The following is a 26843-nucleotide window of genomic DNA, read 5'->3' on the forward strand; positions in this document are numbered from 1 at the left end:
CATAGGAGTGGACCTCCGGTCGGTGTTAAGTGGATGGCTCCAGCTGGATCAGAGCGACTGCGGGAAGTTGGGGACCAGATCGGGGCCGCTGTCCTGATACGGCGAAGTGCCCGTCACGTTGTCGCCGCGGTTGGGGTTGGGACGCGGCTGACGCGGCTCACTGTCACCGTATTTGGCCCTGACCAGGCTCGCGTGGGTGGGCGCGTCGCCGACATCTGGTGCGCGTCGGGCTTCCATCTCCTTGCGCAGCACCGGCACGACCTGGGCGCCGAGCAGCTCGACCTGTTCGAGTGCCATCTCCACCGGCAGTCCGGCCGCGTCGATGTTCCAGAGCTGACGGTGGTAGTCGCCGAACCCCTCCTGGAAGGTGAGGGTCTTGTCGATGATCTGCTGCGGGCTGCCGACGCTCATGGGGGTGTCGGCCATGTAGCTCTCGAGCGAGTAGCTGCGGCCGTAGATCGGGGAACCCTCGAAGTAGGGACGATAGGTGGCGATCGCGTCCTGTGAGCGTTCGGCGATGAAGGCGTGCCCGCCGAGACCGACGATCGCCTGTTCCTTCGTACCGTGGCCGTAGTGCTCGAACCGCTCCCGATAGAACTCGACCAGCGGGCGGAAGTGGAAGTTGGGGGCGAGGATGTTGTTGGCGAAGAATCCGTTCCCGTAGAACGCGGCCTGCTCGGCAATTTCGGGGGTGCGGATGGATCCGTGCCACACGAACGGTGGCACGTCGTCGAGTGGGCGTGGAGTAGAGGTGAACCCCTGCAGCGGAGTACGGAAACTGCCCTCCCAATCGACGACATCCTCGCGCCAGAGCCGGTGCAGCAGGTTGTAGTTCTCCAGAGCCAGTGGCAGTCCTTGCCGGATGTCCTTGCCGAACCAGGGGTACACCGGGACCGTGTTGCCGCGACCGATCATGAGATCCATGCGGCCCTTGGAAACGTGCTGGAGCATCGCGTAGTCCTCGGCGATCTTCACCGGATCGTTCGTAGTCATCAGCGTGACCGCCGTGCTGAGAACGATCCGATTCGTCATTGCCGCGATGTTCGCCAGCAGGGTGGTCGGCGACGAGGAGAAGAATGGCGGGTTGTGGTGCTCGCCGATCGCGAACACGTCCAGCCCGACCTCGTCCGTCTTCTGGGCGATCCGGATGATGGCGTCGATCCGTTCTGCCTCGCTCGGGGTGTACCCGGTGACCGGATTCCGGGTGATATCACTGACCGAGAAGATTCCGAATTGCATTAGTTCACCTTCCAAGCGTGTCCCGCGCCCGCGATCCGGACGCTCAGTCGATCACCGGAACCAGCAGATGCGAGTCGTGCCGGCCGCCGAAGTGAATATGGTGTCTGCCCTTGTTCACGAGCATCGTGTGCCCCACGGAGGGATTGCCGGAGATATCGCTGCCCTGGATGATCAACCGCAGTGTTTCGCCCGTTCTGAACAGCGTGCTGGAGGGCAGGATCTCGATCTCCACCGGAACGATGTCTCCCGGCCGGATCTTGGCTGCCCGACGATGGCTCAGATACGGCTTCCACGGCTTCGACCGCGCCGGATCCAATTCTCGCTGCGATACGCGCAACCAGCCTGTCGCCGCCATGTCCTTTTCAAAACCGGCGACTCCACCCTCGAAATAGACCTCATTGCCATCGACGTCGAGCTTCTTGACGCCGACAAATAGATCCATATCCCTGCCCGACGCAGCGGAGACCCAGAGTTTCAGTTTCATGTAGCCGGTGAGTTCGGTGTCCTCGTCGAACCGGAGATCGAAATGCACACCGGTACCGGAGCGGGAATCATAGCCGACAGAAGCCGAGTCCAACTGTTTCGTAGCGACCAAGGAATTCGGATGTGCCAGATACCGCTCCCTGTATCGAGTGCCGACCGGAGGCCATTCGTTCTCGTATCTGACATCGTATTTCTCGCGGGTCTCCCGCACCTCGACGCGCACCCTCGGCACGTCCATCATGCCGTTCGGTATGTCCTTGAGAAAGTAATCGAAGAATTGCTTCTGAGCCTGAAGGCCCTCGTCACTGTAGTAGACTTCCCATTTCTTACGACCATGCGTGTACAGCCACTTGTGCTGTGACCGGATGCGGGAGAATCCCTCGAAGCTCCCCCTGGTGTGCAGGCCCTGATCGGACCACGTCCCGCAGATGAGCGCAGGCACCTCGATGTTGTCGACTTCGGGCGCCGGAAAGAGTCGTTGGACCACCCCGAAGAGATATTTCTGCCCGACCCACAGTACCTGCGGATAGAGCATCGGAGTGGGGTACCGCGCGCCCACTCGCATGACCTTCATCCAGTCACGGGTGAATCGAGTTTCCGGAATTCCGCCGTGAAAGAGCACGTCACGGACCAGATCGGAGACGCCTTGCCAGGTGATCATCGCCTTGAGATGGGGTGGCCGTTGCGCAGCGGTGTACCACTGGGATATGGCCAGATACGAGACTCCATTGAGTCCGACGTCTCCACTGCTCCACGGCTGCAGCGCTCCCCATTCGACCAGGTCATAGCAATCCGCGGCATCTTTCTTGCTGAATATTCCCGGGACGCCGCGAGATTTGAAGTAGCCGCGGACGTCGGCGATGACGACGACATATCCCGCAGGCACCCAGAAGGCAGGATCGGGTGCCTCGAAGGAGGTCGCCTCCGATACTCGAATATGGCCCGGTTCCGAACCGAGTTCGGGCAAATTCTCCAATCTCGTCAGATCACCGGCCGCAACCAGCCAGCCTTCCTTCGGGCCCACGTCCTTCCCGTAGGGAGTGAAGGAGAAGATGACCGGATACTTCCCGGCAGCTTCGGGCCTGAAGACATTGACAGATAGGACGCGTCCGTCTCGCATTTCCACCGGGACATCGCGTTCGGCCACGATTCCGGCCGGGAGCGCAAAGGATTCGAGCGCAGGCTTGTTGTTTGTCATCGTCTGTTTTATTCCTACAGTCCGGCCGAAGCGTTGGCGATCATGCCGCGGCGAACCTCGTCGAGTTGCTCATCGCTGCTGCGCGACACCAACTCCAACAGGGCTTCGGCATCGGCGCCGACGGGCGCCCGGGTCGGGGCAGGCTCTCGCTCGGCGATTTCGATCATCTTGGCGGCGGCGTCAGCCGAGGAGGTACCGCTGGCCTGGGCCGCGTTGAACATCGTCGTGAACCGGTCGAAGATCCCGCCGTACAATTCCGCCTCGGCCGGTGTCATCTCTTGACGAGCGCGAGCCATCGCCGCGGCGGTCTTCGCCGGACCACCCGTGGACATGTTGCCGGGCTGAACGATCACGACGTCGACCCCGAACGAATGCAGTTCGGTGCGGTAGATGTCGGCGAACGACTCGAGCGCCGCCTTCGACGCGCTCGAGGGACCGTTGAACGGAACAGGGAACGCCGCGGTGACCGAACTGGTGAAGACCACGCGGCCCCGCGCCTGACGCAGTGCGGGCAGGAAGGAGTTCACCGTGGCCAGCGCGCCGAAGACGTTGACTTCGAACTCGTGGCGAATCTTGTCCAGGGCGATGACTTCGAGCGGTCCGGGCGTGAGAATCCCGGCGTTGACGAACAAGAGGTCGAGGCCGGATTCCAACTCGTTGCCGACCGACGCCGCGAATGCCCGCACTGCCTTCTCGTCGGTGACATCGACGATGCTCAACGTGACTCGACCCGACGAAGCGTCTGCCAGGTCACTGATCTCCGCGTCGGAAATCGCTGTGCCCCATACTCGGTAGCCTTTGCCCGCCAGACCCAGCGCAATGTCCTTGCCCAGCCCGGAACCCGCGCCGGTGATCACCGCAGTCCGTTCGATGGTTGACCTGGTCATCACATCTCCTATCGCTGCAAGGGGACCTGATCTGGTCTCCGGTATCGAGCCTGGTGTCGAGCCGGGTGATATGCCGTCGCACCGTCCGGGTGATTCACCGCCGAGGCCGACTGCCACCTCGATCCGCGACGCACTTGTCCGGCACTTGGGTTGCCAGTGCTTCGCGGAGGGATACTGTGTGTACCGTGTCCAAGCCGGTCCCCCCTGCGGCTGTTTCCCGGACCTCCGCCGCGCACGTTCCGTCAGTCGTCGCCCGTCGTGCGCTGTTCGACCGGCTCTCGGTCGGCCTCAGCGGTGGTGTCACGCTGATCTCCGCGCCGGCCGGGAGCGGTAAGACCGTCCTGCTTCGCACCTGGATAGCGGAGACAGGACTCGCCGACCGGGCCGCATGGGTGTCGGTCGAGCGCGGCGAACGAGACGCTCAGCGCTTCTGGCTCGCGGTGATCACCCGATTGCGCGCGGCCGTCGGTACCGACGCTTTCGTCGAGAAGCTCACGCCGACACCGGCATTCGAGGGCGATGAGATAATCGAGCGGCTGGTGAGCGAACTCGCCTCGCTCGAAGAGCCGGTCGTGCTCGCCATCGATGATCTGCACGAGCTGGCCGCTCCCGACGCTCTCGCGCAGCTCGAGCTGCTGCTCGACCGGCGGCCGAGATTGCTGCATCTGATCCTCGCGACCCGTCGAGACCCCCAATTGGGCCTGCACCGTTTGCGCCTTCGGGGCGAACTCACCGAGGTGCGGGCGGCTGACCTGCGTTTCACCCTCGACGAGACACGCGAGTTGCTGGCCGCGTCGAAGATCGCGCTCTCGGAGCGGAGCATCCGACTCCTCCACGCGCGCACCGAGGGCTGGGCTGCGGGCCTGCGGCTGGCGGCGCTCTCCCTCGTCGGCCACTCGGAGCCGGAACGGTTCGTGGCCGAGTTCTCGGGCAGTGAGCGCACCATCGCCGACTATCTACTCGCCGAGGTCCTCGAGCAGCAGCCCAGCCACGTGCGCCGACTACTGCTCCGGACCTCGGTACTCGAACGAGTGAACGGCGCCCTCGCCGATTTCCTCGTCGAAGGCTCGGGCTCGGAACGCATCCTGCACTCGCTCGCCGACGCGAACGCATTCGTCACACCGATCGACCTCGAACGCGCCTGGTTCCGATACCACCACCTCCTGGCCGACCTGCTGCGTTTGGAACTACGCAGAACCGAACCGGACGCCGTCGTCCCACTGCACACGGCCGCTGCTCGGTGGTACGCCGAGCACGGGTACGTCGTCGACGCGGTTCAGCATGCACTGATCGCACAAGACTGGGACTATGCGGCCGGCCTGCTCGCCGACCAAGCGTTCAGCCTCGCCCTCGACGGCCAAGAGGCGACCCTCAGCGCGCTGCTCGCAGCGTTCCCCACGGACAAGGTCTCGGATCCGGAGCTGACGGCCGTGATAGCGGTTGATCAGATCGCCCGCGGCTCACTCGACGAAGCCACCGAATATCTGACTCTGGCCGAGCACAACATCTCCGCGGTTCCCGAACAGCGCAGGCGCCGTCTCGCGGCCGCACTGGCCGTCGCGCGCATGTCACTCGCCCGCCGACGAGGTGATTTCGGCTCAGTACTCGGCGAAGTGGATGAATTACTCGGCCCGGCCGACGCCGAAACCCTCACCGATGTCGCGCTCGCGGCCGACGTCAAAGCACTGACGCTGATGAATCTCGGCATCGTCGAATTCTGGTCCGGTCGCGACGCTGATACGGACGAACATCTGACTCGTGGACTCATGCTGGCGCGCCGGATCAACCGACCGTACATCGAAATCGGTTGCCTGGCGCACTCGGCAATGGTTGCGGGCTCGTTCGCCGTGGGGCGGGACCGTTGCGCGGAGGCGATCGCCGTCGCGGAAGCCCACGGCTGGGGCTCGGAGCCGATCGTCGGTGTCGCATTGGCACGGATGGGCGGTTACGAGGTATGGCAGGGCCGGTTCGACGAGGCCGAGCATTGGCTCGACCGGGCCGGAGGAGCCCTGCGCCCAGAACTCGAACCTGCCCCGGGACTGCTCCTGCACCTGGCTCGCGGCGCCGTTCACGTCGGCCGGGGCCGGCTCGACGAAGCTCTGCTCGCGTTCCGGGCCGCCGAACAGCTCCAGCGGTTTCTCGTCACGCCACACGTTTTGGCTGTCCAGGTGTATCAAGCTCTGGTACACGTTCAGTTGCGCCTAGGGGATGTGGCGGGCGCGCGGGCCACACTGGCAGGTATGCCAGAGGCGCTGAGGGATCGGGGCGAAGCATGCGCGGCGCAGGCATCGCTCTTGCTGGCCGACGGTCAGCCACAGGCGGCCATCGATGCGCTCGCCCCGGCCGTCGCGGGCAAGGTCCCCGTGATCCGCGATTTCACGCTGATCATGGTCTTGCTGCTGGACGCAATCGCGAACGACCAGCTCGGCGAAACGCAGGCCGCCGCGACCGACATCGAACGCGCCCTGGCTCTGGCCGAGCCCGACGCACTGGTGTTTCCCTTCGTGATCATCCCGTCACACGAACTGCTCGAGCGGCACCCACGGCATCGGACGGCCCATGCCGCCCTGCTTCAGAGCATCATCGACGTGCTGGGCGGGACGCCGTTGCCCACGCGTACCGATACTCCGCAGGGTCCGTTCGAGACACTCAGCGACAGCGAACTGCGGGTGCTCGGCTATCTGCCGAGCAATCTGTCCGCACCCGAGATCGGAAACGAGCTCTTCCTCTCCCTCAATACGGTGAAAACCCACATGCGCCATATCTACGCCAAGCTCGGCGTGCACCGTCGCACCGAGGCGGTCGAACGTGCACGCGAGCTGGGCCTGCTCGGCCCCGGGGCAAGACTTCGCCGTTGAACGTTTCGCTCACCTCATCAGGGTGATGCAGGCTCACCCGGGCGCGCGCCACACTCACAAACATGAACGACGCGGAGACAACGGAAAGCCACGCACCCGTTGACTACGAGATTCGCGTCCGCGGACACCTGAGCGACACCTTGCTCGTCGCCTTTCCCGACCTGCAGGTGCGGCCGCAGGGCGGCGAGACGGTTCTCATCGGGGGGCTTGCCGATCAGTCAGCGCTCTACGGGGTACTGGCCCGAATCGAAGCACTGGGCATCGACCTGCTCGAAGTCCGCAGGAAAAGCGCGTAACTCGTGTCAAACACCGGGATGTCGCCGTCCCCTATTCCAACGGCGACCTTCGAACCGAACCGATCGGCGCCCTGCCCGGCACATGCCGATCCGGTAAGGGCCGATTGCCGCGGCAGGTCATCGGCGACCTCCGCGGCAATCGTCGTATGCGCTGACCACGAATTCCGGCTGCTTCCCCGAGCACCGAAATCGAATCGCCTGCATCGTGTGACGCCAGTTCACCCTCTACAGCGCGAAGCTTTGCTTGTTCAATCAATCCAACTGCCTACCGAGTACCAAGGAGCTGTCATGATCGAGATCGTTGATGTCGACGACGCCCGCGCCGTTCGCAACAAAGAGAACGTCCTCGCCTGGGTCGACATGATGATCAACCAAAAGCGTCCGAAGGAGGCCGTGGCGAAGTATGTGAGCCCGACATACATTCAGCACAACCCCTTGATCGTCACCGGCCCGGACGGCCTGGTCGACTACTTCGCGAAACTCACCTCGGAGCGGAAGAACGCCCGTGCCGAGATGTACCGCATCATCGCGTTCGGCGATTGGGTTTGGACGCACGGCAGGTTCCTGAACTTCGTCGATGACGATCCGAACGACACCGGGATCGCCGTCGTCGACATCTACCGGATGGATGAGGATGGGAAAGCAGCCGAGCATTGGGATGTGCTGCAATTGGTCGGCGATCCGGAGACCAACGCAGCTCCGTTCGCCGCCCCGTCTCTGAAGTTCGCATTGAAGAACATGTCCAGAATGCGTCTGCGGACTCCCGCTCTGAACTCCAACGGAGTGGTCTGAAGGCAACGATTCGACCGGCACACCGGAAACTCGAACGACCTTCACGGCCGAAACGCAATTCTCAACTCTCCGTGAGCGGCTGAATCGGACGGGACCGGCGCTGCCGCTCACGGGAGTCGTGAGTGTCCAATCGAGCCGACGACCGGCCCTCGGGATCTGCCCAGCCCCACATGGTCGCCGATATCGCGCGGGGATGCATATGAAGCGTGGCCTTGTCCGCCGCCCTCAATGCTCGCTCGATGCCGGAACTGACACTCTAGCGAGGACCCATGTACTACGAACAGCTCATCGATGTTTACACATTCGGCAATGTGTCATTATTGGTTGCATCGGCGATCACCTTCGGATTCGGATTCTGGGAATACATCTACAGCTTCCGGCTCGTTCGCAGGGAGGGCATGGCACCGTTCCCGGTCTGGATGCACACCTTCTATTTCGCACATGACAGCTCGTGGGCTTTCATGCTGTTCGTGGCGGCGGCCCGACATAATTGGAACTGGTTCCTACTCGCGGCATCGATCTCACTACTGGCGTGGACGATGTTCGAAGTATTCAATCTGACGATGGCCGTCCGAGTAGAACGGCAGGAAATCTTCGGCGCCTACTTCGGCGAGGAAGTTACCGCACGTCAGGCGGTCGCCGCTATCGTCGCACAGGTCGCGGCCTTCTACGGACTAGTGAATCTACTGGTCGTTTTCATGGGCCCGGGAAGCTTCTTCCAGTGGGCGGCAATGACGAACATGGTGATGGCGGCCGCACCGGGACTGCTCTGGATGCGACGACACTCCCGGGCCGGCAACGGACTCGGGCTGGCACTGGTCATCCTCGCGGGCACCATCAATACCTTCCTGCCGATCGGAATGTTCGCACAGGCCCTCCCCCATGTCTTCGACAAGCCTTGGTTCTACATCACCGGGGTGATCTTCACCTTGATTGCCGCCGCATACGTCTGGATGGTCGCCCGGTTCCCCGCCAAGCCGCTCGTCGCCGGGCAGAAAAGACCGATCTGGTAACCACGACTACGACAGACGCGGTTCGGTTTCGGCGGACGGGCCCTCGAACAGCCTCCCCGCCAGCAGTTCGACGAACTGATCCACTACGGATTCAAGCTGATCGTTGGTGCCAACGAATCCCGCGTACATGCTCATCCCCCACATGACCGCTACGAGCATTTCCGTGATTGCGGTGAGGTCGGCGTCGCTCCGCAAAGTCCCTCGAACCACATCACTTTCGAGCGTGCTCAGAAAGAACGCTCGTACTTCGTCGAGCTGCCCCAGAGCACGGCTGCCGAACTCCGGGTTGCGGAAGGAATCGAACAGCGACGCCACGATGAACTTCGCTACCGACCTGTCTGCCGAGTCGATGTTGACAGCCGCGTGGAGGAACGTCGAAATTCTTTCTACGACGCCATTTTCGGCATCGGCCTTGCGCAGTCCGGTACGAACGACACTGTCGATGCGCTCCCGTGTGGAGTCGAACAGCGTCTCATAGAGCTCTTCTTTGCTGTGGAAGTAGTGATTCACGCTGGTCCGTGTGATGTCGGCACGGGCGGCGATGTCTTTGAAGGTCGCGGCGTCGTAGCCGACCTCGCTGAACACCTCACGCGCCGCTCGAAGGATCTTGTTTCGAGTATCCGATCCGTTCGATCCCGACGGACGGCCGCGCCCGCGGCGTTGGACACCCGCTGTATCGACCACAGTTCACCTCTCACCGCACAGGTCGGCTCGCCGTCATCCCGGCTTTTCACCTTTGTGCTCTCGAGGTGACAGCCTAGTAGCGCTGCTCAGCCTGTTCGGCGGGCGGTCGCGTAGGCCAGGACACCGTGGGACCGTCCTTCAGAGCGAACGCTTCGCGCCGGGTCGGCGCTTCGACCTCGGCGAGGCCCACCGTCAGCATCAGGGCGACCGTGACCAGTGTGACCGTGAGGATGAGCGGCAGGAGAAGGTCCATCGGTTGGGCACCAGCGAGATTCGTGACGAGCTGGGCCTTTTGGGCGCTCATGGACGCCATGCCCGTGTAGTGCATTCCGCAGACTGCCACTCCCATGATCATGCCGGAACTGACAGTGGCGAAAACACCGCGAACGTGGAGGATGAACCAGAGTGCCGCTGTCGCGGCAACCACCCCGATGGCGATCGACCAGCCGACGAGAGTCTGGTTGTACTCGATACGCGCACTGGTGTGCATCGCCGCCATGCCCAGGTAGTGCATGGCGGCGACACCGAGCCCGGTGACGCATCCGCCCAACGGGAGTGCGAAGAGTTCCTTCTTCCCGCGCACGACGATCGACAATCCCAACCACACCACGACAACCGCGATCAGCGCGCTGAGCAGTGTCATCGGAACATCGAATCGAATGATCGCGCCTCGAATGGCGAAGTCCAGCATGGCGGTGAAATGCATGACCCAGATCCCGCACCCACCGAGCGCCACGGCGGCAGCAATGAGCCAACCACCCTGGCGCCGAGCGTACCTCGCATGCGATACACATCGTAGGGCGAGTACCGATCCGGTGACCGACATGATGTAGGCGACCGCGGGAATGCCCCAACCGTGCACGAAATGATCGATGATCATCAGCTCTGCTCCCTCTCGCGGATCAGCCGAGAAGATGGGCCGGCGTGGCCGTGGGGCGGACGTTGGTCACGAACTCGTGTCGCAGGCGGTGATACAACTCGCCGGAACCATAGAAGTGCTGCCGCATTCGTCCGAGTTCCTCGGATCGATACGCCGCCAATGGTTTTGCCGCCTCATCCAGCGCCCGGCGCCGCTTCTTGTCGAGAAGCCGCTCCGCTAACGCCGATCCGTCCGCCGCCAGCGCGGCAGCTTCCTTGCGCACCCACGCCCGGAACTCGGCAGCTCCTTCACCGACGACACGATCCACCAGGCCGAGGCTCTCTGCATCGCGGGCACCGACCGGTCGCGCTTCGCTCATCAAGCGATCCGCCTGCTCGGTACCGACCCGACGCGGCAAGGTATAGGTCCAGTACTCCGAGCCGCACAGTCCCATCAGCCGATAGTGCGGATTGAGTACCACCGATTCCCTGCACCAGATCTCATCCGCTGCCAGTGCCAGCATTACTCCACCAGCGGCCGCGTTTCCGGACAGAGCCGAGATGACCAACTTGTCGGTCGTCGTCAGGATCGCCTCCGCCACATCGTCGATCGCATTGATGTTGCGCCAGGATTCCTCCGCCGGATCCGGGGCCGCCTCGATCACGTTGAGGTGTATGCCGTTGGAGAAGAAGTCCCTCGCGGGCCCGAGCACCAGCACCGTCACCGGACGGGCGCATGCTTGCCGATAGGCGTCGAGCAGTCGCCGACACTGGTCGGTGCTCATTGCGCCACCGGCATAAGAGAATTCGAGATAGCCGACGCTGTCGTACTCGTAGTAGCGCAACTCGGACCAGGTCTCGCGGATCGCCGCCTCGGCGGGTGTCACTGACACTTCCGGCACATCGACCAGCAGTTCACGATCCATCACGGCCGTTGCGGGTTGTTTGAAGGTTGCTGGGCCGCCCGGGATTCGGCGTGGGCGGAGTTGCGGGAGCCAGACGGCCCCGTCCACGGTTGCCCGGCAGATCGCACCATCACGGGTTGCGACGACGGTGCCCGGATCCCCTCGCAGCTGGTCTTCTTGATGCCCGCCGTGCAAGAAATACTCGCGTCCGTACAGCTCATCCAGCACACCCGGTTGAGAGTCGGCCGCGCGCAGCTTCCGTAGCACCGTCGCCGAGGTGTCGCTCGACCAATCGATGCGCCGGATCGCCTGCGAATGATATGGCCGCTCCTGCCCCATCACTTCGGGATTGCTGTAATCGAGCGGCTCGGGCTCGAACCCACCCTTCTCGAAATAGTGAACGGCGGTCATTACGGCCCGGACGGCCGCATCAGAGACGTCGGTGCGGTACAACTCGCTCTTTCCGCACAATCGCATCGGAAACGCTTCCGAGGCCCAGATCGGGCCGGCATCCATTTCTGCGACCGCCTGCAATACCGTGACACCCCACTCCTCGGCGCCGGTGCTGATGGCCCAATCGAGCGACGACGGGCCACGATCGCCCTTCGGTCCCGGATGCACGATCAGCACGAGGTACTGCGACCAAATATCCTCTGGCACAGCCGTTGTCAGCATGGGTGCGAGGATCAAGTCAGGCCGGAAGCGTGCCACCCCCACCCTGAGCGATTCGTCACCGAGCGCCAACTCGACTCCGACTTGATGGCCCCGCTGCCGCAATTCTGTATGAATACGCTGACTGAGACTATTGAATGCGCTTGCGACAAGCAGGATTCGCATTGGATTCCTAAACAACCGAACTGAAGTCGGCGCGAGCCTATGCCCACCGACGTGGATCGACGACTAAACAATGAACGTGTCTCAGTTGACTGCACTCCATAGGGCAGCCGAGCTGGAAAACCGCGACAGATCCACGGAAACGCACGCCACCGATCAGAAACTCAGCAACGAACGCGGGTGTTCAACACCCTCATGCGAGCGGACGGTCGACTCCGACGGCGCACCCACCACTCGCAAACCTCGGATACCGCTAGCACCTCCAGCCTCAGATCAACTGGCTGCCACCATAAGAGTTAATCCACACTAGTGTCAATATTTTCCGAGGGCTCACCCGGAGAAACTCGGCGACCGACAGAAGCGCGCAGGTCAGGCGATATCCAGGCAACGAGGGTCACCCCTGAGGCCCGCCCAGCACCACGCAACCGTTGCATCGATGGCGTCGGATCGAGTTGCCTCAAAGCGCCCCGAAAATAGATGCCCGCTTGTTAACCTAAAGCCTGTAGGTACATTTCAGCAGGTCAAACTAGCTCTTTGACCTGGATACGGAGGGCTGCCATGGCTTCCTTGCCCACTCACTTGGCCGAGATCACACCTGACTGGCTCACCGACGCGCTGAGTCAGCGTTCACCTGGCACCAAAGTGCGGGGTGTGGAGATCGACGAGACGATCGGAGGAACAGCCAGCAAGGTCTTCCTGCGGGTCGACTATGAGCACCGTTCCGAGAACAGCCCACCTGAAATGCTGTGCCTCAAGGGAGGTTTCGATGACAAGATGAGGGAGATGGCAGGTTTGGGCTATCGTGTCGAGTCGCTCTTCTATCGCGATATCGCGCCGGACCTCGGTCAGGTGGTGCCACGTTGCTGGTATGCCGCCGAGCACGAGGCCGAAAACCAGGGACTGCTTCTCATCGACGATCTGCGCTCGAGTGCGCGATTCGGGCAACCGGAGGATCAGTACGACGTGGATCAGGTGGCCGCCGCTCTCGAAATTATGGCCGGCTGGCATGGTCGCAGCTGGAACCGCAGCGGCATCGGCAGCGCCAAGTGGCTCTCGGTCGGTTCGCCGCTCTTCCGTCCCGTGGCCGAATGGTTCACCAGCTCCGACCACTGGCAGAACTTCATTACGTTGGAACAGACCCGAAGCTTCGACGACTCCCTCCGGGACAGGGAGCGGCTCGTGACAGCACTACACAAACTCTGGGCGTTGGACGATGCCGATGCGTTGTCGGTGTCGCATGGCGATCCGCATCCGAGAAACACCTACGCCCTGGAAGATGGTGCACTTCGGTTCCTCGATTGGCAGACCACATGCCTGGCGCCCTGGGCTGACGACGTCGCCTACTTCCTCGTCGGCATTCTCGATGCCGAAGAGCGCCGCAAGCACGAGAGTGATCTTCTGCGCCACTACATGTCAGCACTCGCTGCCGCGGGTGGCCCCGCATTGGAGTTCGACGACGCATTCCTGGCGTACCGGCGACATCATTTGCACGGCTTGATGTTCGCCCTCTGCCCACCCGAGATGCAGCCGGCGGAGGTCTGCACGCTCATGGGCGACCGCTACGCGACCGCCGCAATCGAACACGACACACTCCGGGCGATCGAGGAGTAGACACCCAGCCGCAGAGTATCCGGCGGCGTGCCCGAAGGGTGTGATCTCGTCGACACCCACGAACCATACAATAGAGTGTGTTATGGTGTTCACGCCGCTGGACGCCGCAGCGTCGCGTCACCCAGCCTGATCGAAAAACCCTTCCTACCAAGAACGTTCAGGTGATTCGCTGATGAGGATTCGTAAGCGCCGTAGCACGACCAGCCCGATCAACCTGCCGCCACTCGATGCCGGCTGGCTATGGCTGGAGTCGGAATCCAATTTGATGCACGGCTCGATCCTCGCCGTCTTCCGCAGGCCACCCGGAACCTCGCCAGAGTTCGTCTACGACTTGGTCGAGCGGATGCGCTCTGCTGTCGTGGCGACCAAGCCGTTCGATCTGCGGCTGCGGCGCAAGGGATTCGGCCGTGTATGGCCGCAATGGGAACAAGTCGACCACGTCGATACGAACTATCACGTTCGACATTCCGCACTGCCGTGGCCGGGAACCGAACGCGAGCTCGGACGCCTCGTTTCCCACATTCACAGTGTTCCGCTCGACAAGGCGCATCCGCTATGGACCTTCGATGTCATCGAGGGGCTCAGCGATGACCGCTTCGCCGTGCTCGGGAAGATGCATCACGCACTTGCCGATGGAGTCGCCGGTATCCGGTTGTTCCAGCACTGGCTTTCCGATGATCCGACCGACTTCGGGGTGGCGCCGATGTGGGTCAAAGGCATGCCGCCGCGCTCCTTCCGTCCCGCCGAAGTGCCCCGCGCCCTGATGGATACGACAACCTACCGCCGCACCCTGGCAGGCTGGGCGAGGGGACTCACTCAGCCGCTCAGAGCGGTGGCCGACGGCCTGCCCGCATTGCGGCTCGCCGCAACCGGGACCGCGGCACATCCATGGGGAGCGCCTCGCACGGTCCTCAATACCCCGATCACCGGTCATCGCCGGGTCGCCACTCAGAGCTACAGCCTGTCCACCTTCCGCGCGCTGGCGGACGCTATCGACGGAACGATCAACGATGTAGTGCTGACCGTCTGCGCCGGAGGGCTCCGACGTTATCTCTCGGAGATCGATGCTCTGCCCTCCAGAGCACTGACAACCAACATCCCCGTATCAACCCGTGCGCGGGATAGCACCCGGCAGGTTGGAAATTCGATCAGCTGGGCCATGGTGCCGCTCCCCACCCATCTGTCCGATCCGTGCGCCCGAACTGAAGTCGTGCGCGCATCGACACGGAAGGCCAAGGAGCGTCTCGACCGCATCCGCGGCGCGGCCATCAACACCTATACCCTCGCAGTCACCACGCCGATTCTCCTCGAGCAGGTGTGCAAACTCGGTGGGCGCACCCGGCCGTACTTCAACGTGCCGATCTCCAATGTTCCGGGGCCACGGACGCCGATGTTCCTCGACGGTGCAGAACTGGTAGATATCCACGCCAGCACCGTGATCTATCACGGACAAGCGCTCAATATCGTGTGCCTGTCCTACGGGGACAAGCTCGAATTCAGCTTCACGGCATGCTCGACCGCCCTTCCCCAGGTCCAGCGCCTGGCCGTGCACTGCGGCGAAGAGCTCGCTCTACTCGAATCGCTCTACGCCGATCAACCGGCCGCGGCAGTCGAAGCCTGAAAACCAGTGCGGGGAATGGCTCCTGTCAGACACTCGACCGGAGCCATTCCCCGCGAACACCATTCATGCTTGGACGGGCGAACCCAGCCAGGACGTAGCACGCTTCGCAGCGAACGCGACGGCCTCGCGCCAGTCCGTCTGTCGATCGATCAGAGCGCGCAGTTTCATGATGTCGGGCTGGCGGTTGAGGGCGAGAGCGCCGGTGACGTGATCGCCGTTGCCGTAGAGGGCGAGCATCCGGCCCTCCCTTACCGATCCGAAAATTTCGAAGTCTTCACCTTCGGGCACACCGACGAACTGGATCCGAGAGCCGTACCAATCCGACCAGAAGTAGGGCACGGTGCTGTACGGCTCGGCATTCGTGGGGTCCACCGCATTGCGGCCCGCCACAGCGCCCTGTTCTTGCGCGCTCGTCCAGTGTTCGAGACGCATCAGTCGGGCGAACGTCGAGTTGTACCAACGCGCGACATCGCCAGCCGCGTACACCCCGGGAGCCGAGGTACACAAATACGAATCGCAGACGACGCCATTGTTGACCAGGATTCCCGAACCTTCGAGCCAGTCCGTCGCAGGAGCCGCGCCTACGCCGATCACCACGAGATCAGCCTCGATCACCGAGCCATCCGACAGCCGAACCCGTTCGACGGAACCGGTGCCCTCGATCGCAGAAACCGCGACGCCGCAACGCAAGTCGGCGCCGTTCGCTACATGCAAGGAAGAACAGGCAGATCCCATGACCGGACCAACCGCGCGCACCAACGGCGTGGGCAATGCCTCCACGAGGGTCACGGGCAGGCCTCGCTTACGCGCGCTGGAGGCGACCTCGGAGCCGATGAACCCGGCACCGATGACGACAGTCCGCGCACCGGCATCGAGCGCAGCTCGCACAGCCCTCGCGTCGTCGAGGGTGCGCAGGGTGTGCACACCGCCGAGCCCATCCGCGCCCGGCACCATCGATGCTCGGGCACCGGTGGCGATGATCAGCGAGTCGTATTCGACGACATCACGCCCCACGCGGACGGTTCGGTCATCGGTGTCGAGCCCGGTAGCCGGTGTACCCAACCTCAGGGTCACGCCAAGGTCCGCCATCTCATGCCGGAGCCGGTAGTACGGCACGACCGGCTCCGCATTATCGAGGAAGTCCTTCGACAACGGCGGCCGATCGTAGGGCAGATGAGGCTCAGCGCCGATCAAAGTGACCGAACCTTCGAACCCCGCCTTGCGGGCGCTCTCCACCGCCTTCAATCCAGCCAATGAGGCACCGACGACGACGAGGCTGTTCATCGATCCAACTTCAAAGCCGCTGTGGGGCAACCTTCGATCGCCTTCTCAACCCTGGCGAGCTGCTCCTCGGTGATGTCCTCCTGGAGAAGCACGAGCTCGCCGTTGTCATCGACCTCGAAAACCTCGGGTGCGATGGCTTCGCAGATACCGAGACCAGTGCATCTGCTTCGATCCACTACAATTTTCATGACCGAACCATAACACAGTCTATGGTATGGTTCCAGAAGTTATCTCCAGCGAAGGAGCCGGGCTTGATGACAACAAGTCGAGCGTCCATCGCCGGCCTCGGAATTACCGATGTCGGCAAGGTTTATGGGCGCAGCGCAACAGATTTCGCCGCCGACGCGGTCAGGCGCGCTGCCGCCGACGCCGGATTGGCAGTGTCGGATCTGGATGGATTGCTGGTCTCCGGCGGACTCAAACGCGATGTGACCATCACCCTCGCCAATGTCCTGGGCCTACGAGACCTTCATCTACTGACCGAGATGAACGCATTCGGGGCCACGGCCGGCGCCATGGTGTCCTACGCCGCGGCGGCGGTGACCAGTGGCATGGCCACTGCGGTCGCCTGCGTCTTCGCCGACGCACCGCTCAAGCCGAAAGAATCCGCGGGGAAGGCATACACCGGTCGGAGCCGGAAGCCGATCACCGGATTGGCCAGCTACTCCATCGCCAGCGGGATCACCAACGCGAACGCCAAGTACGCGCTCGCCACTCGCCGCCATATGGAGACCTACGGCACCACCAGCGAGCAGCTGGCCCACATCGCCGTCGCCCAGCGCTCTTGGGCAGCGATGAATCCTCTTGCCCAGCTCCGTGATCCGATCACCATCGCGGATCACCAGAACTCGCGCTGGATTGCCGAACCACTCCACCTGCTCGACTGCTGCCTGGTATCGAATGGCGGAGCCGCCGTCATCGTGACCACAGCCGACCGGGCACGCGACCTCGCGCAGCCGCCCGTGGACATCCTCGGGTGGGGGCAGGGGCATCCCGGACAGGTCGCCGAACGAGGCTCTGCGTTCGGTTTGCGCACCGGCGCAGCGATTTCCGGGCCGATCGCTATGAAGATGGCGGGCATTATCCCGGCCGATGTGGACGTCGTTCAGCTCTACGACTGCTACACGTTCACTGTTCTTATCACCTTGGAAGACTACGGTTTCTGCGCGAAGGGTGAGGGCGGTGCCTTCGTCTCCGACGGAAAGCTCGGTCCCGCCGGCAATTTCCCGCTCAACACCGGCGGAGGCCAATTGTCCTCCTATTACTTGTGGGGCATGACGCCGCTCAGCGAGGCCGTCATCCAGGCGCGCGGGCAGGCCGGCGACCGGCAGGTCACCGACCGCGGTATCACCCTTGTCAGCGGCAACGGCGGGGTTCTCGATCACCACTCCACTCTTGTTCTCGGGGGAGCGTAAGAAATCATGACCACCGAAATCTCCGGCCCGCCTGTCGTTCGCGACGAACGCAGCGCCGAGTTCTTCGAGGCCGCGGCACGGGAACGACTCGCGATTCGTTCCTGTATCGCGTGCGGCCACATGCTGGGTTTGGAAGCCCGAACCTGCACCGCCTGCGGCAGTTCCGACCTGGTCTGGACCGAGGTGTCCGGACAGGGAGAACTGGTTACCTGGTCGATCGTGCACCACCCGCCGCATCCGGCGTTCGCGAACCAGGTTCCATTCCCGGTCGGCGCCGTCGAGCTCGCCGAGGGCCCCTGGATCGACGCTCGGATCATCGGCGTCCCGATCGATCGACTGCGCGTGGGCATGCCCGTGCACGTCGAATTCATCTACCCCGAAGAAGGCGACTCGTATCCCGCGTTCGCCGCAGACAACTAGGAGCAGTTTCATGACCTCGGCTGTCATCGTCGACATCGTCCGGACACCGTCCGGTAAGGGGAAGGCCGGAGGTGGGCTTTCCTGTGTACATCCCGCGACCCTCCTGGCGGATGTGCTGTCGGAGCTGATGTCCCGCAACGACCTCGACCCTCGGGTCGTCGACGACGTGATCACCGGTTGCGTCACGCAGAGCGGCGAACAAGCCTTCAATATCGGCCGCACCGCGGTGCTCGCGGCGGGCTTCCCGGAATCCGTGCCCGCGACCACCGTCGATCGGCAGTGCGGTTCCAGCCAGCAGGCCGCCCACTTCGCGGCGCAGGGCGTAATCGCCGGCGCATACGACATCGCGATCGCCTGCGGCGTCGAATCGATGAGCCGGGTGCCGATGTTCTCCAATGGCCAGGGACAGGACGCCAACCGCGGCCCGATCGCCTACCGCTATCCAGAAGGCCTTATCCAACAGGGCATTTCGGCCGAAATCATCGCGGCCCGCTGGAAGCTCGATCGCAGCACCCTGGATGAATTCGCCGCCCGTTCACACCGACTCGCGGCCCGGACCGCCGCGCTCGGTGGGTTCGACGGAGAGCTCGTTGCCGCCGGCACCTTGACGTCCGACGAAACCATCCGACCCACGACGACGACCGAGGGGCTTGCCGCTCTGCGACCGGCATTCGTGGACGACGCCATGGCGGCACGGTTCCCGGAAATCGACTGGTCCATCACTCCCGGCAACTCGTCCCCGCTCACCGATGGCGCGTCGGCCGCGCTGATCATGAGTGAGGAAACCGCAAACAAGCTCGGGCTTCGGCCCCGCGCCCGATTCCATCAGTTCGCGGTGGTCGGCGACGACCCGCTGTTGATGCTCACCGCGGTGGTTCCCGCCACCCGCAAGGTCCTCGAGCGGGCCCACCTGACCATCGACGACATAGACGCTTACGAGGTGAACGAGGCGTTCGCGCCGGTTCCGCTGGTCTGGCAGCACGAACTCCGAGCCGACCCTGATCGGCTCAACCCGCGCGGCGGTGCCATCGCGCTCGGACATCCGCTGGGCGCTTCCGGCATCCGGATCCTGTCGACGCTGGTCAATCACCTCGAGCAAACCGGTGGACGGTACGGGCTGATGACCATGTGCGAGGCCGGTGGCCTGGCCAACGCGACCATCATCGAGCGGCTGTCATGACGATCTCTTTCGGCCACTCCCCCGAGGTCCTCGAGATCGTCCGGCGCACTATCTCGTTCGTCGAGGATGTCGCCCTGCCGGTCGAAGAATTCTACGCCGGCTCGGCCCATCATCTGCCCGAGGAAATGCGCCTCGAGATCCAGAGTGAGGCCAAGGTGGCGGGCATCTTCGCACCCCATGTCGGAGTGGAGTATGGCGGGCTCGGACTCGGAATGTGCGATCGTGCACCGGTTTTCGAAGCGGCGGGCTACTCGCTGTTCGGCCCGCTCGCATTGAACTGCGCTGCCCCGGACGAAGGCAATATGCACCTGCTGGAGCAGGTTGCCTCCGACCAGCAGAAGGAAGAGTTCCTGGGCCCGCTGGCGTCCGGAACCAGTCGGTCCTGCTTCGCCATGACCGAGCCCGCACCGGGTGCGGGATCTGACCCGACCGCCTTGCTCACCAGGGCCGAACGGGGCGATGACGGCTGGGTTATCAACGGGCACAAGTGGTTCATCACCGGTGCGCACGACGCCGACTTCGCGATCGTCATGGCCCGAACCAGCGGCGAGCCCGGATCACGCGGTGGCGCGACGATGTTCCTGGTCCCCACCGATACCGTCGGATTCGTCCACCGTCGTGACATCGACACCCTCGACGAGTCCATGTACGGCGGGCACTCCGAACTCATCTTCGACAATCTCGAGGTCCCCGACAATGCCGTGCTCGGCGAAGTCGACAAGGGATTCGACTATGCGCAGGTCCGTTTGGGGCCCGCGCGCATGACCCATTGCATGCGTTGGCTCGGCACCGCCCGCCGCGCCGCCGACTTGGCCGCCGACCGCGCCGCGACCCGGAAAGCCTTCGGCGGCAGGCTCGGTGATCTGGGCATGATCCAGCACCTCATCGCGGACAATGAGATCGATATCGAAGCCGCACGGGCCCTGACATTGAAGGCCTGCTGGGACCTCGACAATGGTCTCCCCTCCGCACAGAGCACCTCCATCGCGAAAACCTTTGTCGCCGAGGCTGTCAACCGGGTGGTGGACCGGTCGCTGCAGATCTGTGGCGCACTGGGCGTATCCGGGGACATCGCCCTGTCTCGGCTCTATCGCGAGGTCCGCCCGTTCCGGATCTACGACGGCCCCTCCGAAACCCACCGGTGGGCCATCGCCCGCAGGGTGATTCGCACGATCGACAAGGCAAGGCAATGACCACTACGCTGCCGGGACTCGACCTGCCCGCGCTGCAGCGGTATTTCGAGGCGTACGTCCCCGAGACCGCTGGTGAACTGAGCGCCAGCTTGATCCAGGGCGGTAAGTCGAATCTCACCTACCGGCTTTCTGACGGCGTGCACGATTGGGTACTGCGCCGCCCACCTCTGGGGCCGCTCACCCCGACCGCACACGACATGGCACGCGAATACCGTGTCGTGGCCGCCCTGGGTTCCACCGATGTCCCAGTGGCGCAGGCTGTCTCGCTGTGCCAGGACACCGAGGTGATCGGGGTTCCATTCGCCGTCGTGTCCTACGTCGAGGGCCGTAGCCTGCGCAGCGGTGACGATGCCGCAGAGCTGACCGAGCAGGAAGCCCAGGACTGCTCGCGCGCCTTGGTCGATGGGCTCGCGGCGCTGCACAACGTCGAATTCACCGACGTCGGTCTTGCTGACTTCGGCCGCCCCGCTGGCTATCTGGGGCGGCAGATCAGCCGCTGGCGTAGCCAGTGGGACCGAGTAGCCACCCGCGAATTGCCAGCCCTGCAGCAGCTGGCCACGATCCTCGGCATGACATTGCCGGAGCAGGCGGGCGAGACGATCGTGCACGGCGATTACCGTCTGGACAACACCATCGTCGACAAACAGGACTGGGGGCGAATCGCCGCCATTGTCGATTGGGAAATGGCGACGCTGGGTGATCCACTGGCCGATCTCGGCCTGCTGCAGGTCTATTGGGATCCACGCAGCGAGCCCGTTCTCGGTGTCCGGCACGCTCCAAGTGCCAATCCGGGATTCCTGTCCGTCGACGGGGTCGCCGAAAGGTACTCGGCCATCACGGGATGTGACCTGGAGAACCTGGCGTTCTACCGAGCTCTCGGGTACTTCAAGCTCGCGGTGATCGCGGAGGGAATTCATCAGCGGTATCTGGCCGGTGACACAGTCGGTGAGGGATTCACCGCTGTCGGGTCCGCGGTTCCGGTGCTCCTCGACGCCGGATTGGAGGCCATCGGATGAATTGCCGCAGCGCGTTGATCACCGGCGGATCCCGCGGAATCGGCGCCGAGATCGCGCGCCGACTCGCCTGCGAGGGCTATCACCTGACGCTGACCGCACGAACTCGATCCGACCTCGACACGACTGCGCGGCAGTTGCGCGAGGTCTCGGGAATCGACGTCAATCCCGTTGCCGCCCAGATGAACGACCCCGCCCAACTGCAACAGCTGGTGGACAGTCACAACGATCGTTTCGGCGGAATGGACGTCCTCGTGCTCAGCGCGGGAACAGGCACTGCCGGGACGGTCGCGGACATGAGCGACAAGACCCGCGAGCGCATGATCGACGTCAACTTCCGAGCGCCGATCACGCTGATCCAAAAGGCCTTGCCCTTGCTGCGCCGCACGGCCGAGCGCAACGCCGAGCGAGGCGCGAAGATCATCGCGCTCGCGTCCATCACCGGCGTCGCAGGCGAAGCCGGACTGGCCGCGTACGGCGCTTCCAAGGCAGCCTTGATCTCGCTGTGCGAAACCGTCTCGCTGGAGGAATCGCCGCGGGGCGTGAGCGCGACGGCCATCTCCCCCGGGTACGTCGACACCGCGATGACCGCGTGGAAACACGACGTTCTCGAGCCCACCGCGATGCTGACCACCGGTGACATCGCCGAGCTCGCGCTGTCGGTAACCCGGCTGTCGCGCAACGCTGTCGTACCGAACATTGTCATCACCCGCGCCGGTGACCAGATTTGGCGTGCTTGAAAGGATTTGCCGTGTCGATCGAACCACTCATGGCGTTGCATCAGGAACGAGCGGCTCTTCTCGACTTCTGCCACACACTCACGGCTGAGGAGTGGACCAGGGTTGGGCCTTCCGGTCAGAGCGTGCAAGATGTCGTCGCCGAACTCGTTGCCTCGTTGCGAGCTTTGCTCACTCCGCAGCAAATTACTGTGACGACGTCCTCTCTTCTCCACGACCGCGACGCGCACTCAAAACCGGCGGAAAATCCCCACGAGACTCTCCAAGAGTTCAAACTGCTCAGTTTGTCAGCGATCGCCGGGATGGCACTCTACGTCGGCCCGCGAGCCGAGCAGATCGTGGTATCGGTAAACGGGCTTGGCCGCTACCCAGCCACTGCCCTGCCGTCGATGTACTTGTTCGACTGGCATACCCGGCTGTACCACGACATCGCGCCGGCCGTCGGACGCCCGGTCCCGGGCGGTGAGTTCTACATGGATGTGATCTTGGATTGGCTGATGGCCGTGTTGGCTCAGTCGCCAGCGGCTTGCCTTGCCCATGAGCCGATTTCGATCACCTTGGCAGGCGAGGGCGCGGGCCGATGGTTGCTCGAGCCCGGCGCGGACGGGCAGCCGACCGTGACCCGGAATCGGGTCGGACACGCCGCCACCCGAATCTTCGGCGACAGCGACGACTTTCTCCGGTGGTCGACCGGGCGGGCCGATTGGCGGCAGTGTGATATCGGGATCGACGGCAATCACGAGCTGGCCGTGCGCGTCCTGGACTTGATCCAGCTCGGCTGACTGCGGTGACACACGGCAGGGTATGAACAAACCATAGAGCATGGTATTGTTCTCATTTCGGGCACCGAAAGGATCGCAATGTCGCGAATACCCTTCCGTCACACGCATGTCTCGGCCGTTCAGCTACGCGGACCGGGAGCAGCCTGGGCAGACCCCTCCCCACCCACGCCATCGCCTCGATCGGCCCGCATCTCAGCCGTGCTGACGCAGACGGTCCGGCGAACCGCGGATCGGCTGGGCACGAGCGCGCCGGAAGCGTGGTTCGCGCGGCGGCTGTTCGACACCATCGGCAGCGGCGCCAAGGCACACGGAACCACCTCGACCACCGAGGTTCTCGGCGGAGTACTCACTCATCGGGTCACGACACCCGCGGCCACATCGAGCAGATCCATTGTGTTGTACGTGCACGGAGGCGGATTCGTATTCGGCTCGTACCGCTCACACGGCGCGCTCGCCAGTTGGCTTTCCCACCACTCGCGGATGCCCGTTCTGTTTCCCGAGTACCGCAGGGCGCCGGAACACCACCACCCAGCCGCCCGAGACGACGTGATCACCGTGTACCGGCGCATCCTCGAACTGGGAATTCCTGCCGAAAACATCGCCATTGCAGGCGATTCCGCGGGCTGTTACCTCATCCTCGAGACTCTCGCCGAGCTGGCGCGAACTCAGACCCCTACACCGGGAGCCGCGGCACTCTTGTCACCGTGGCTGGACCTGTCGTGTGATTCCATGCTCGCTGCCGACTCGGTCGAGCGAGACCCCATGGCCTCGCCTCACTACGGAAGACGTGCCGCGACAGCCTATCTGGGCGAAAGCGCGCTGGAACGGCCGCAGGCACATACCCGCGATCTCTCAGCATGGCCGCCCACCCTCATGCAGGTGGGAGGTACCGAGTGCATGCTCCCCGCAGCACAGCAGTTCGCCCAGCAGCTGTCCAGCTCCGGTGTATCGACCGACTTTCAGGTGTGGCCGGGGCAAGTACACGTCTTCCACGCCATGTCCGGATTTCTGCCCGAGGGTCGACAAGCAATCAAGCATGTGGGGACATTCCTGTCCTCGCACGTTGATTCAGGTGGCGCGACGGCAGCTTCCTGAGTTCCTGTGCGGCTGAAACGAGAAGAGCCCGCCCGGATCACGGGCGGGCTCTTCTGCCATGCGGGCACGCCGGCGAAGAGGTGACCGGCTGCTGCCTCGTGCGCCCGCAAGGTCTCAGGGGATGAGCACAGGTTTCACAACGCTGCCTCGAAGGACGGCCTTTTCCGCTTCACCGATCTCCCCTAGTGAATAGGTCTTGATGAAATCGGTGAACGGGAATTCGCCGCGCTGCCATAGATCGATCAGTCTCGGGATGAAGAGGTGCGGGACGGCGTCACCTTCCACGATTCCCTTGACCGTACGGCCCATTGCCAGCTGCACCGGGTTGATGCTGAGGTCACCTCGCTGCACACCGAGCAATCCGCACACGCCCAGCGGACTGAGAGCATCGATCGCGGTACCGATCACCGCAGGAATACCGGTGGTGTCGAGGGCGTAGTCAGCTCCCGCGGTGGCTTGGCGAAGCTGCTTGGGGAGACTGTCGATAATGCCGTCGAACGTATGCGTCGCACCGTATTTCGCCGCGAGCTCGAGGCGGTCGGGATTGAGATCGACAGCGACGATGGTGCTGGCACCGGCGACGCGGGCCGCCATGATTGCGGCCAATCCGACCGCACCCGCACCAAAGATCATGATGCTCGATCCGGCCTGGACATCCAGCGAGTTCAGAACCGCACCGGCTCCGGTCTGGAAGCCGCACCCGAGCGGGCCCAGCAGCTCGAGGGGAAGCGCGCTGTCGACTTTCACCGCATTGGCAGCGGTGACGACCGCATGCGTGGCGAACGCCGATTGTCCGAACCACCGGGTCGAAACCTGTTCCCCCGCAATATCCCTCGCATTCGTGGAGCCATCGACGCGGCGGCCGGACAGGTTGCGCGCGAAGAACGTCGTGCAATAGGAGGGACGCCCCGCTCCGCAGCTGCGGCATTCTCCGCACGAGTCGAACGACAACACCACATGGTCCCCGATCGCCAGGTCGGTGACACCGGGCCCGACGGCTTCGACTACGCCCGAACCCTCATGACCGCAGACGATCGGCAACGGAATGTCTTTCGCCGCCCGCGGCAGCAGATCGGTGTGGCACAACCCCGCGCCCGCGATCCGGACGCACACCTCGCCGACGTCGGGTTCGTCGAGTGTCAGCTCCTCGATCGTGTAGCCACCGCGCCGATCTCGCAGTACTGCCGCCAGTGCCCGCATCAGTGCGCCGCCGCTCGGACGAGGAATTCTTCGTTGTGCTCGCCGACCTCGGGCGGAGGTGTGGCACCGGCCGCCTCGAAGCTGGAATACCGTGCGGGAGTGCGGATCACCTTTACCTCACGCTCCCCATCTCCCACTGTCACAGCGAGCTCGTTCTCGTCGAACAACGGCGTCGCCACGACCTGTTTCCAGTTGTAGGCCAAGGTCGCCATGAGTCCGGCGTCGTGGAGCAGGCCGACCCACTCCGCGGCGGTGCGCTTCGCCAGTGCGACTTCGAGTTCGGTCTTCAACTCCTCGAAATTGATCGAGCGCAGCCGCTGATCGGCGAATCGTTCATCGCCGGCCAGATCGGGCCGATCGATCACCTCGCACAGTTTGGTCCAGTGCTTGGGGATGTAGGCGCTCAGCACCAGGAAGCCATCCGCGGCGCGGAAGGCCTCCGACGGCTGCGTGGCGAAAGCTACTTGCTTACGCGGTTTTCCATCCGTATCGGGGCGCGGCCGGGGCGGCAGCGCCGCGGCGTCGGCAGCCGCAGGCTGCTTGTTCAGGTGCAAGGTCAGCTGGTTGGCCTGCAGACTGATGGCAACGTCGTACATCGCCACCTTCACCACGTCCGCGACACCGTGACGCTCCCGGTTCAACAGCGCAGCCAAGACCGCCTGGGCGAGCACATGCCCACTGGCTCCGTCCACGAGTTGGAACGGCACGATCTGCGGGCCGCCATCAGGCCGCCGCAGTCCGGTGGTCATCCCGGATTCGGCCTGCACCATGAGATCCAGACCGGGCCTGGCACTGTGCTGCCCATTGCCGCCATAGGCCGACAGGCGCGCGTACACCAGACCGCGGTTTCGTGACTGCAGCTCGTCGGGACCCAGTCCCAGCTTCTCCATCACCCCCGGCCGAAATGCCTCGAGCACCACGTCGGCGGTGTCGGCGAGCGCCAGGACGGCCTGTTTGCCTTCGTCGGTGCCGAGGTCGACCATGATCGACTTCTTGCCGCGGTTATTGGGCAGAAAGTAGGTTGCCAGCGGCTTGCGTCCGGGCAGTAGCGAGGTGATCCGGCGCGCCGCCTCGCCGCCCGGCGCTTCGATCTTGATCACCTCGGCGCCCAGGTCCACCAGCACCTGCCCCGCGAGCGGTCCGGCAACGTTCTGGGTGAAATCGAGAACCCGGAAGCCGTCGAGAGGGCGGGGGGAATCGGTGCTCGCCATTGGGCCACCTTTCAATAACATAGTCTATGGTGTT

The 26843-nt window shown here is 63.6% G+C and carries 24 protein-coding genes; 14 read left to right on the forward strand and 10 right to left on the reverse strand.

Annotation, left to right across the window (positions count from 1 at the left end; all coding sequences use genetic code 11):
* Window positions 1–48: 48 nt before the first annotated feature.
* From GPX89_RS26015 to GPX89_RS26025, 3 genes are read right to left on the reverse strand one after another with little or no spacing between them, the layout of a single operon-like run.
* Entirely contained in the window at window positions 49–1239 is a 1191-nt protein-coding gene (locus tag GPX89_RS26015; protein WP_157390269.1) for a CE1758 family FMN-dependent luciferase-like monooxygenase, read from the reverse strand.
* 43 nt (window positions 1240–1282) lie between these two features.
* The gene (locus tag GPX89_RS26020; protein WP_157390270.1) at window positions 1283–2920 is read right to left on the reverse strand and encodes a CocE/NonD family hydrolase; all 1638 of its coding nucleotides are present in this window, start codon (window positions 2918–2920) and stop codon (window positions 1283–1285) included.
* A 14-nt stretch (window positions 2921–2934) separates the two neighbouring features.
* Entirely contained in the window at window positions 2935–3807 is an 873-nt protein-coding gene (locus GPX89_RS26025) for an SDR family NAD(P)-dependent oxidoreductase (RefSeq protein ID WP_157390271.1), read from the reverse strand.
* Window positions 3808–3992: 185 nt separating this feature from the next.
* Between GPX89_RS26025 and GPX89_RS26030 the strand changes: the two genes are divergently transcribed.
* The 4 genes from GPX89_RS26030 to GPX89_RS26045 all read left to right on the forward strand — a co-directional run bounded on the left by GPX89_RS26030 (window position 3993) and on the right by GPX89_RS26045 (window position 8766).
* Window positions 3993–6665 (forward strand): LuxR C-terminal-related transcriptional regulator, encoded by a 2673-nt coding sequence (locus GPX89_RS26030; RefSeq protein WP_198347593.1) that lies wholly within the window; start codon window positions 3993–3995, stop codon window positions 6663–6665.
* Window positions 6666–6727: 62 nt separating this feature from the next.
* Complete coding sequence (locus tag GPX89_RS26035; RefSeq protein WP_157390273.1) at window positions 6728–6961, forward strand: hypothetical protein; 234 nt, start codon at window positions 6728–6730, stop codon at window positions 6959–6961.
* Between the two features lie 288 nt (window positions 6962–7249).
* Window positions 7250–7753 (forward strand): nuclear transport factor 2 family protein, encoded by a 504-nt coding sequence (locus GPX89_RS26040; RefSeq protein WP_157390274.1) that lies wholly within the window; start codon window positions 7250–7252, stop codon window positions 7751–7753.
* A gap of 269 nt (window positions 7754–8022) precedes the next feature.
* Window positions 8023–8766, forward strand: a complete 744-nt coding sequence (locus GPX89_RS26045; protein WP_157390275.1) for a hypothetical protein — start codon at window positions 8023–8025, stop codon at window positions 8764–8766.
* Window positions 8767–8772: 6 nt separating this feature from the next.
* On the opposite strand, the gene GPX89_RS45970 is transcribed toward GPX89_RS26045, so the two are convergent.
* The 3 genes from GPX89_RS45970 to GPX89_RS26060 all read right to left on the reverse strand — a co-directional run bounded on the left by GPX89_RS45970 (window position 8773) and on the right by GPX89_RS26060 (window position 11888).
* Complete coding sequence (locus GPX89_RS45970; RefSeq protein WP_157390276.1) at window positions 8773–9450, reverse strand: TetR/AcrR family transcriptional regulator; 678 nt, start codon at window positions 9448–9450, stop codon at window positions 8773–8775.
* 73 nt (window positions 9451–9523) lie between these two features.
* The gene (locus GPX89_RS26055) at window positions 9524–10330 is read right to left on the reverse strand and encodes an MHYT domain-containing protein (RefSeq protein ID WP_157390277.1); all 807 of its coding nucleotides are present in this window, start codon (window positions 10328–10330) and stop codon (window positions 9524–9526) included.
* A 22-nt stretch (window positions 10331–10352) separates the two neighbouring features.
* Window positions 10353–11888 carry an enoyl-CoA hydratase-related protein gene (locus GPX89_RS26060; RefSeq protein ID WP_235948005.1) on the reverse strand — a complete coding sequence of 512 codons (1536 nt, stop codon included), beginning with the start codon at window positions 11886–11888 and terminating at the stop codon, window positions 10353–10355.
* Between the two features lie 717 nt (window positions 11889–12605).
* Between GPX89_RS26060 and GPX89_RS26065 the strand changes: the two genes are divergently transcribed.
* Window positions 12606–13658, forward strand: coding sequence for a phosphotransferase (locus tag GPX89_RS26065; RefSeq protein WP_157390279.1), 1053 nt, complete (start codon window positions 12606–12608; stop codon window positions 13656–13658).
* Between the two features lie 172 nt (window positions 13659–13830).
* Window positions 13831–15279: a WS/DGAT/MGAT family O-acyltransferase gene (locus GPX89_RS26070; protein ID WP_157390280.1), complete on the forward strand. Its 1449-nt coding sequence runs from the start codon at window positions 13831–13833 to the stop codon at window positions 15277–15279.
* Window positions 15280–15342: 63 nt separating this feature from the next.
* Here the strand turns inward: GPX89_RS26070 and GPX89_RS26075 are convergent, their stop codons facing one another.
* Together GPX89_RS26075 and GPX89_RS26080 are read right to left on the reverse strand one after the other, a co-directional pair.
* Window positions 15343–16563: an NAD(P)/FAD-dependent oxidoreductase gene (locus GPX89_RS26075; protein ID WP_157390281.1), complete on the reverse strand. Its 1221-nt coding sequence runs from the start codon at window positions 16561–16563 to the stop codon at window positions 15343–15345.
* Window positions 16560–16751, reverse strand: a complete 192-nt coding sequence (locus GPX89_RS26080; protein ID WP_157390282.1) for a ferredoxin — start codon at window positions 16749–16751, stop codon at window positions 16560–16562. Before GPX89_RS26080 ends, GPX89_RS26075 begins: the two co-directional genes overlap by 4 nt.
* Before the next feature lie 66 nt (window positions 16752–16817).
* On the opposite strand from GPX89_RS26080, the gene GPX89_RS26085 reads away from it, so the two are divergent.
* The 8 genes from GPX89_RS26085 (at window position 16818) to GPX89_RS26120 (ending at window position 24398) form a co-directional block, all read left to right on the forward strand.
* On the forward strand, window positions 16818–17978 hold the full coding sequence (locus GPX89_RS26085) for a thiolase family protein (protein ID WP_157390652.1): 1161 nt from the start codon (window positions 16818–16820) through the stop codon (window positions 17976–17978).
* A gap of 6 nt (window positions 17979–17984) precedes the next feature.
* Window positions 17985–18398 carry a Zn-ribbon domain-containing OB-fold protein gene (locus tag GPX89_RS26090; protein WP_157390283.1) on the forward strand — a complete coding sequence of 138 codons (414 nt, stop codon included), beginning with the start codon at window positions 17985–17987 and terminating at the stop codon, window positions 18396–18398.
* Window positions 18399–18408: 10 nt separating this feature from the next.
* Entirely contained in the window at window positions 18409–19578 is a 1170-nt protein-coding gene (locus tag GPX89_RS26095) for a thiolase family protein (protein WP_157390284.1), read from the forward strand.
* Window positions 19575–20771: an acyl-CoA dehydrogenase family protein gene (locus GPX89_RS26100; RefSeq protein WP_157390285.1), complete on the forward strand. Its 1197-nt coding sequence runs from the start codon at window positions 19575–19577 to the stop codon at window positions 20769–20771. Before GPX89_RS26095 ends, GPX89_RS26100 begins: the two co-directional genes overlap by 4 nt.
* The gene (locus tag GPX89_RS26105; protein WP_157390286.1) at window positions 20768–21787 is read left to right on the forward strand and encodes a phosphotransferase family protein; all 1020 of its coding nucleotides are present in this window, start codon (window positions 20768–20770) and stop codon (window positions 21785–21787) included. Before GPX89_RS26100 ends, GPX89_RS26105 begins: the two co-directional genes overlap by 4 nt.
* Window positions 21784–22524 (forward strand): SDR family NAD(P)-dependent oxidoreductase, encoded by a 741-nt coding sequence (locus GPX89_RS26110; RefSeq protein WP_157390287.1) that lies wholly within the window; start codon window positions 21784–21786, stop codon window positions 22522–22524. The genes GPX89_RS26105 and GPX89_RS26110 overlap by 4 nt, the downstream gene beginning before the upstream one ends.
* An 11-nt stretch (window positions 22525–22535) precedes the next feature.
* Window positions 22536–23303, forward strand: a complete 768-nt coding sequence (locus tag GPX89_RS26115) for a hypothetical protein (RefSeq protein WP_157390288.1) — start codon at window positions 22536–22538, stop codon at window positions 23301–23303.
* Between the two features lie 78 nt (window positions 23304–23381).
* Window positions 23382–24398 (forward strand): alpha/beta hydrolase, encoded by a 1017-nt coding sequence (locus GPX89_RS26120; RefSeq protein WP_235948010.1) that lies wholly within the window; start codon window positions 23382–23384, stop codon window positions 24396–24398.
* A 114-nt stretch (window positions 24399–24512) separates the two neighbouring features.
* Here GPX89_RS26120 and GPX89_RS26125 read toward each other — a convergent pair whose 3' ends face one another.
* Window positions 24513–25598: an NAD(P)-dependent alcohol dehydrogenase gene (locus GPX89_RS26125; protein ID WP_157390290.1), complete on the reverse strand. Its 1086-nt coding sequence runs from the start codon at window positions 25596–25598 to the stop codon at window positions 24513–24515.
* Window positions 25598–26809 carry a CoA transferase gene (locus tag GPX89_RS26130; RefSeq protein WP_157390291.1) on the reverse strand — a complete coding sequence of 404 codons (1212 nt, stop codon included), beginning with the start codon at window positions 26807–26809 and terminating at the stop codon, window positions 25598–25600. The genes GPX89_RS26125 and GPX89_RS26130 overlap by 1 nt, the downstream gene beginning before the upstream one ends.
* Window positions 26810–26843: the final 34 nt, after the last annotated feature.

This window comes from Nocardia terrae, from assembly GCF_009760405.1.
Classification (GTDB): Bacteria; Actinomycetota; Actinomycetes; order Mycobacteriales; family Mycobacteriaceae; genus Nocardia; species Nocardia terrae.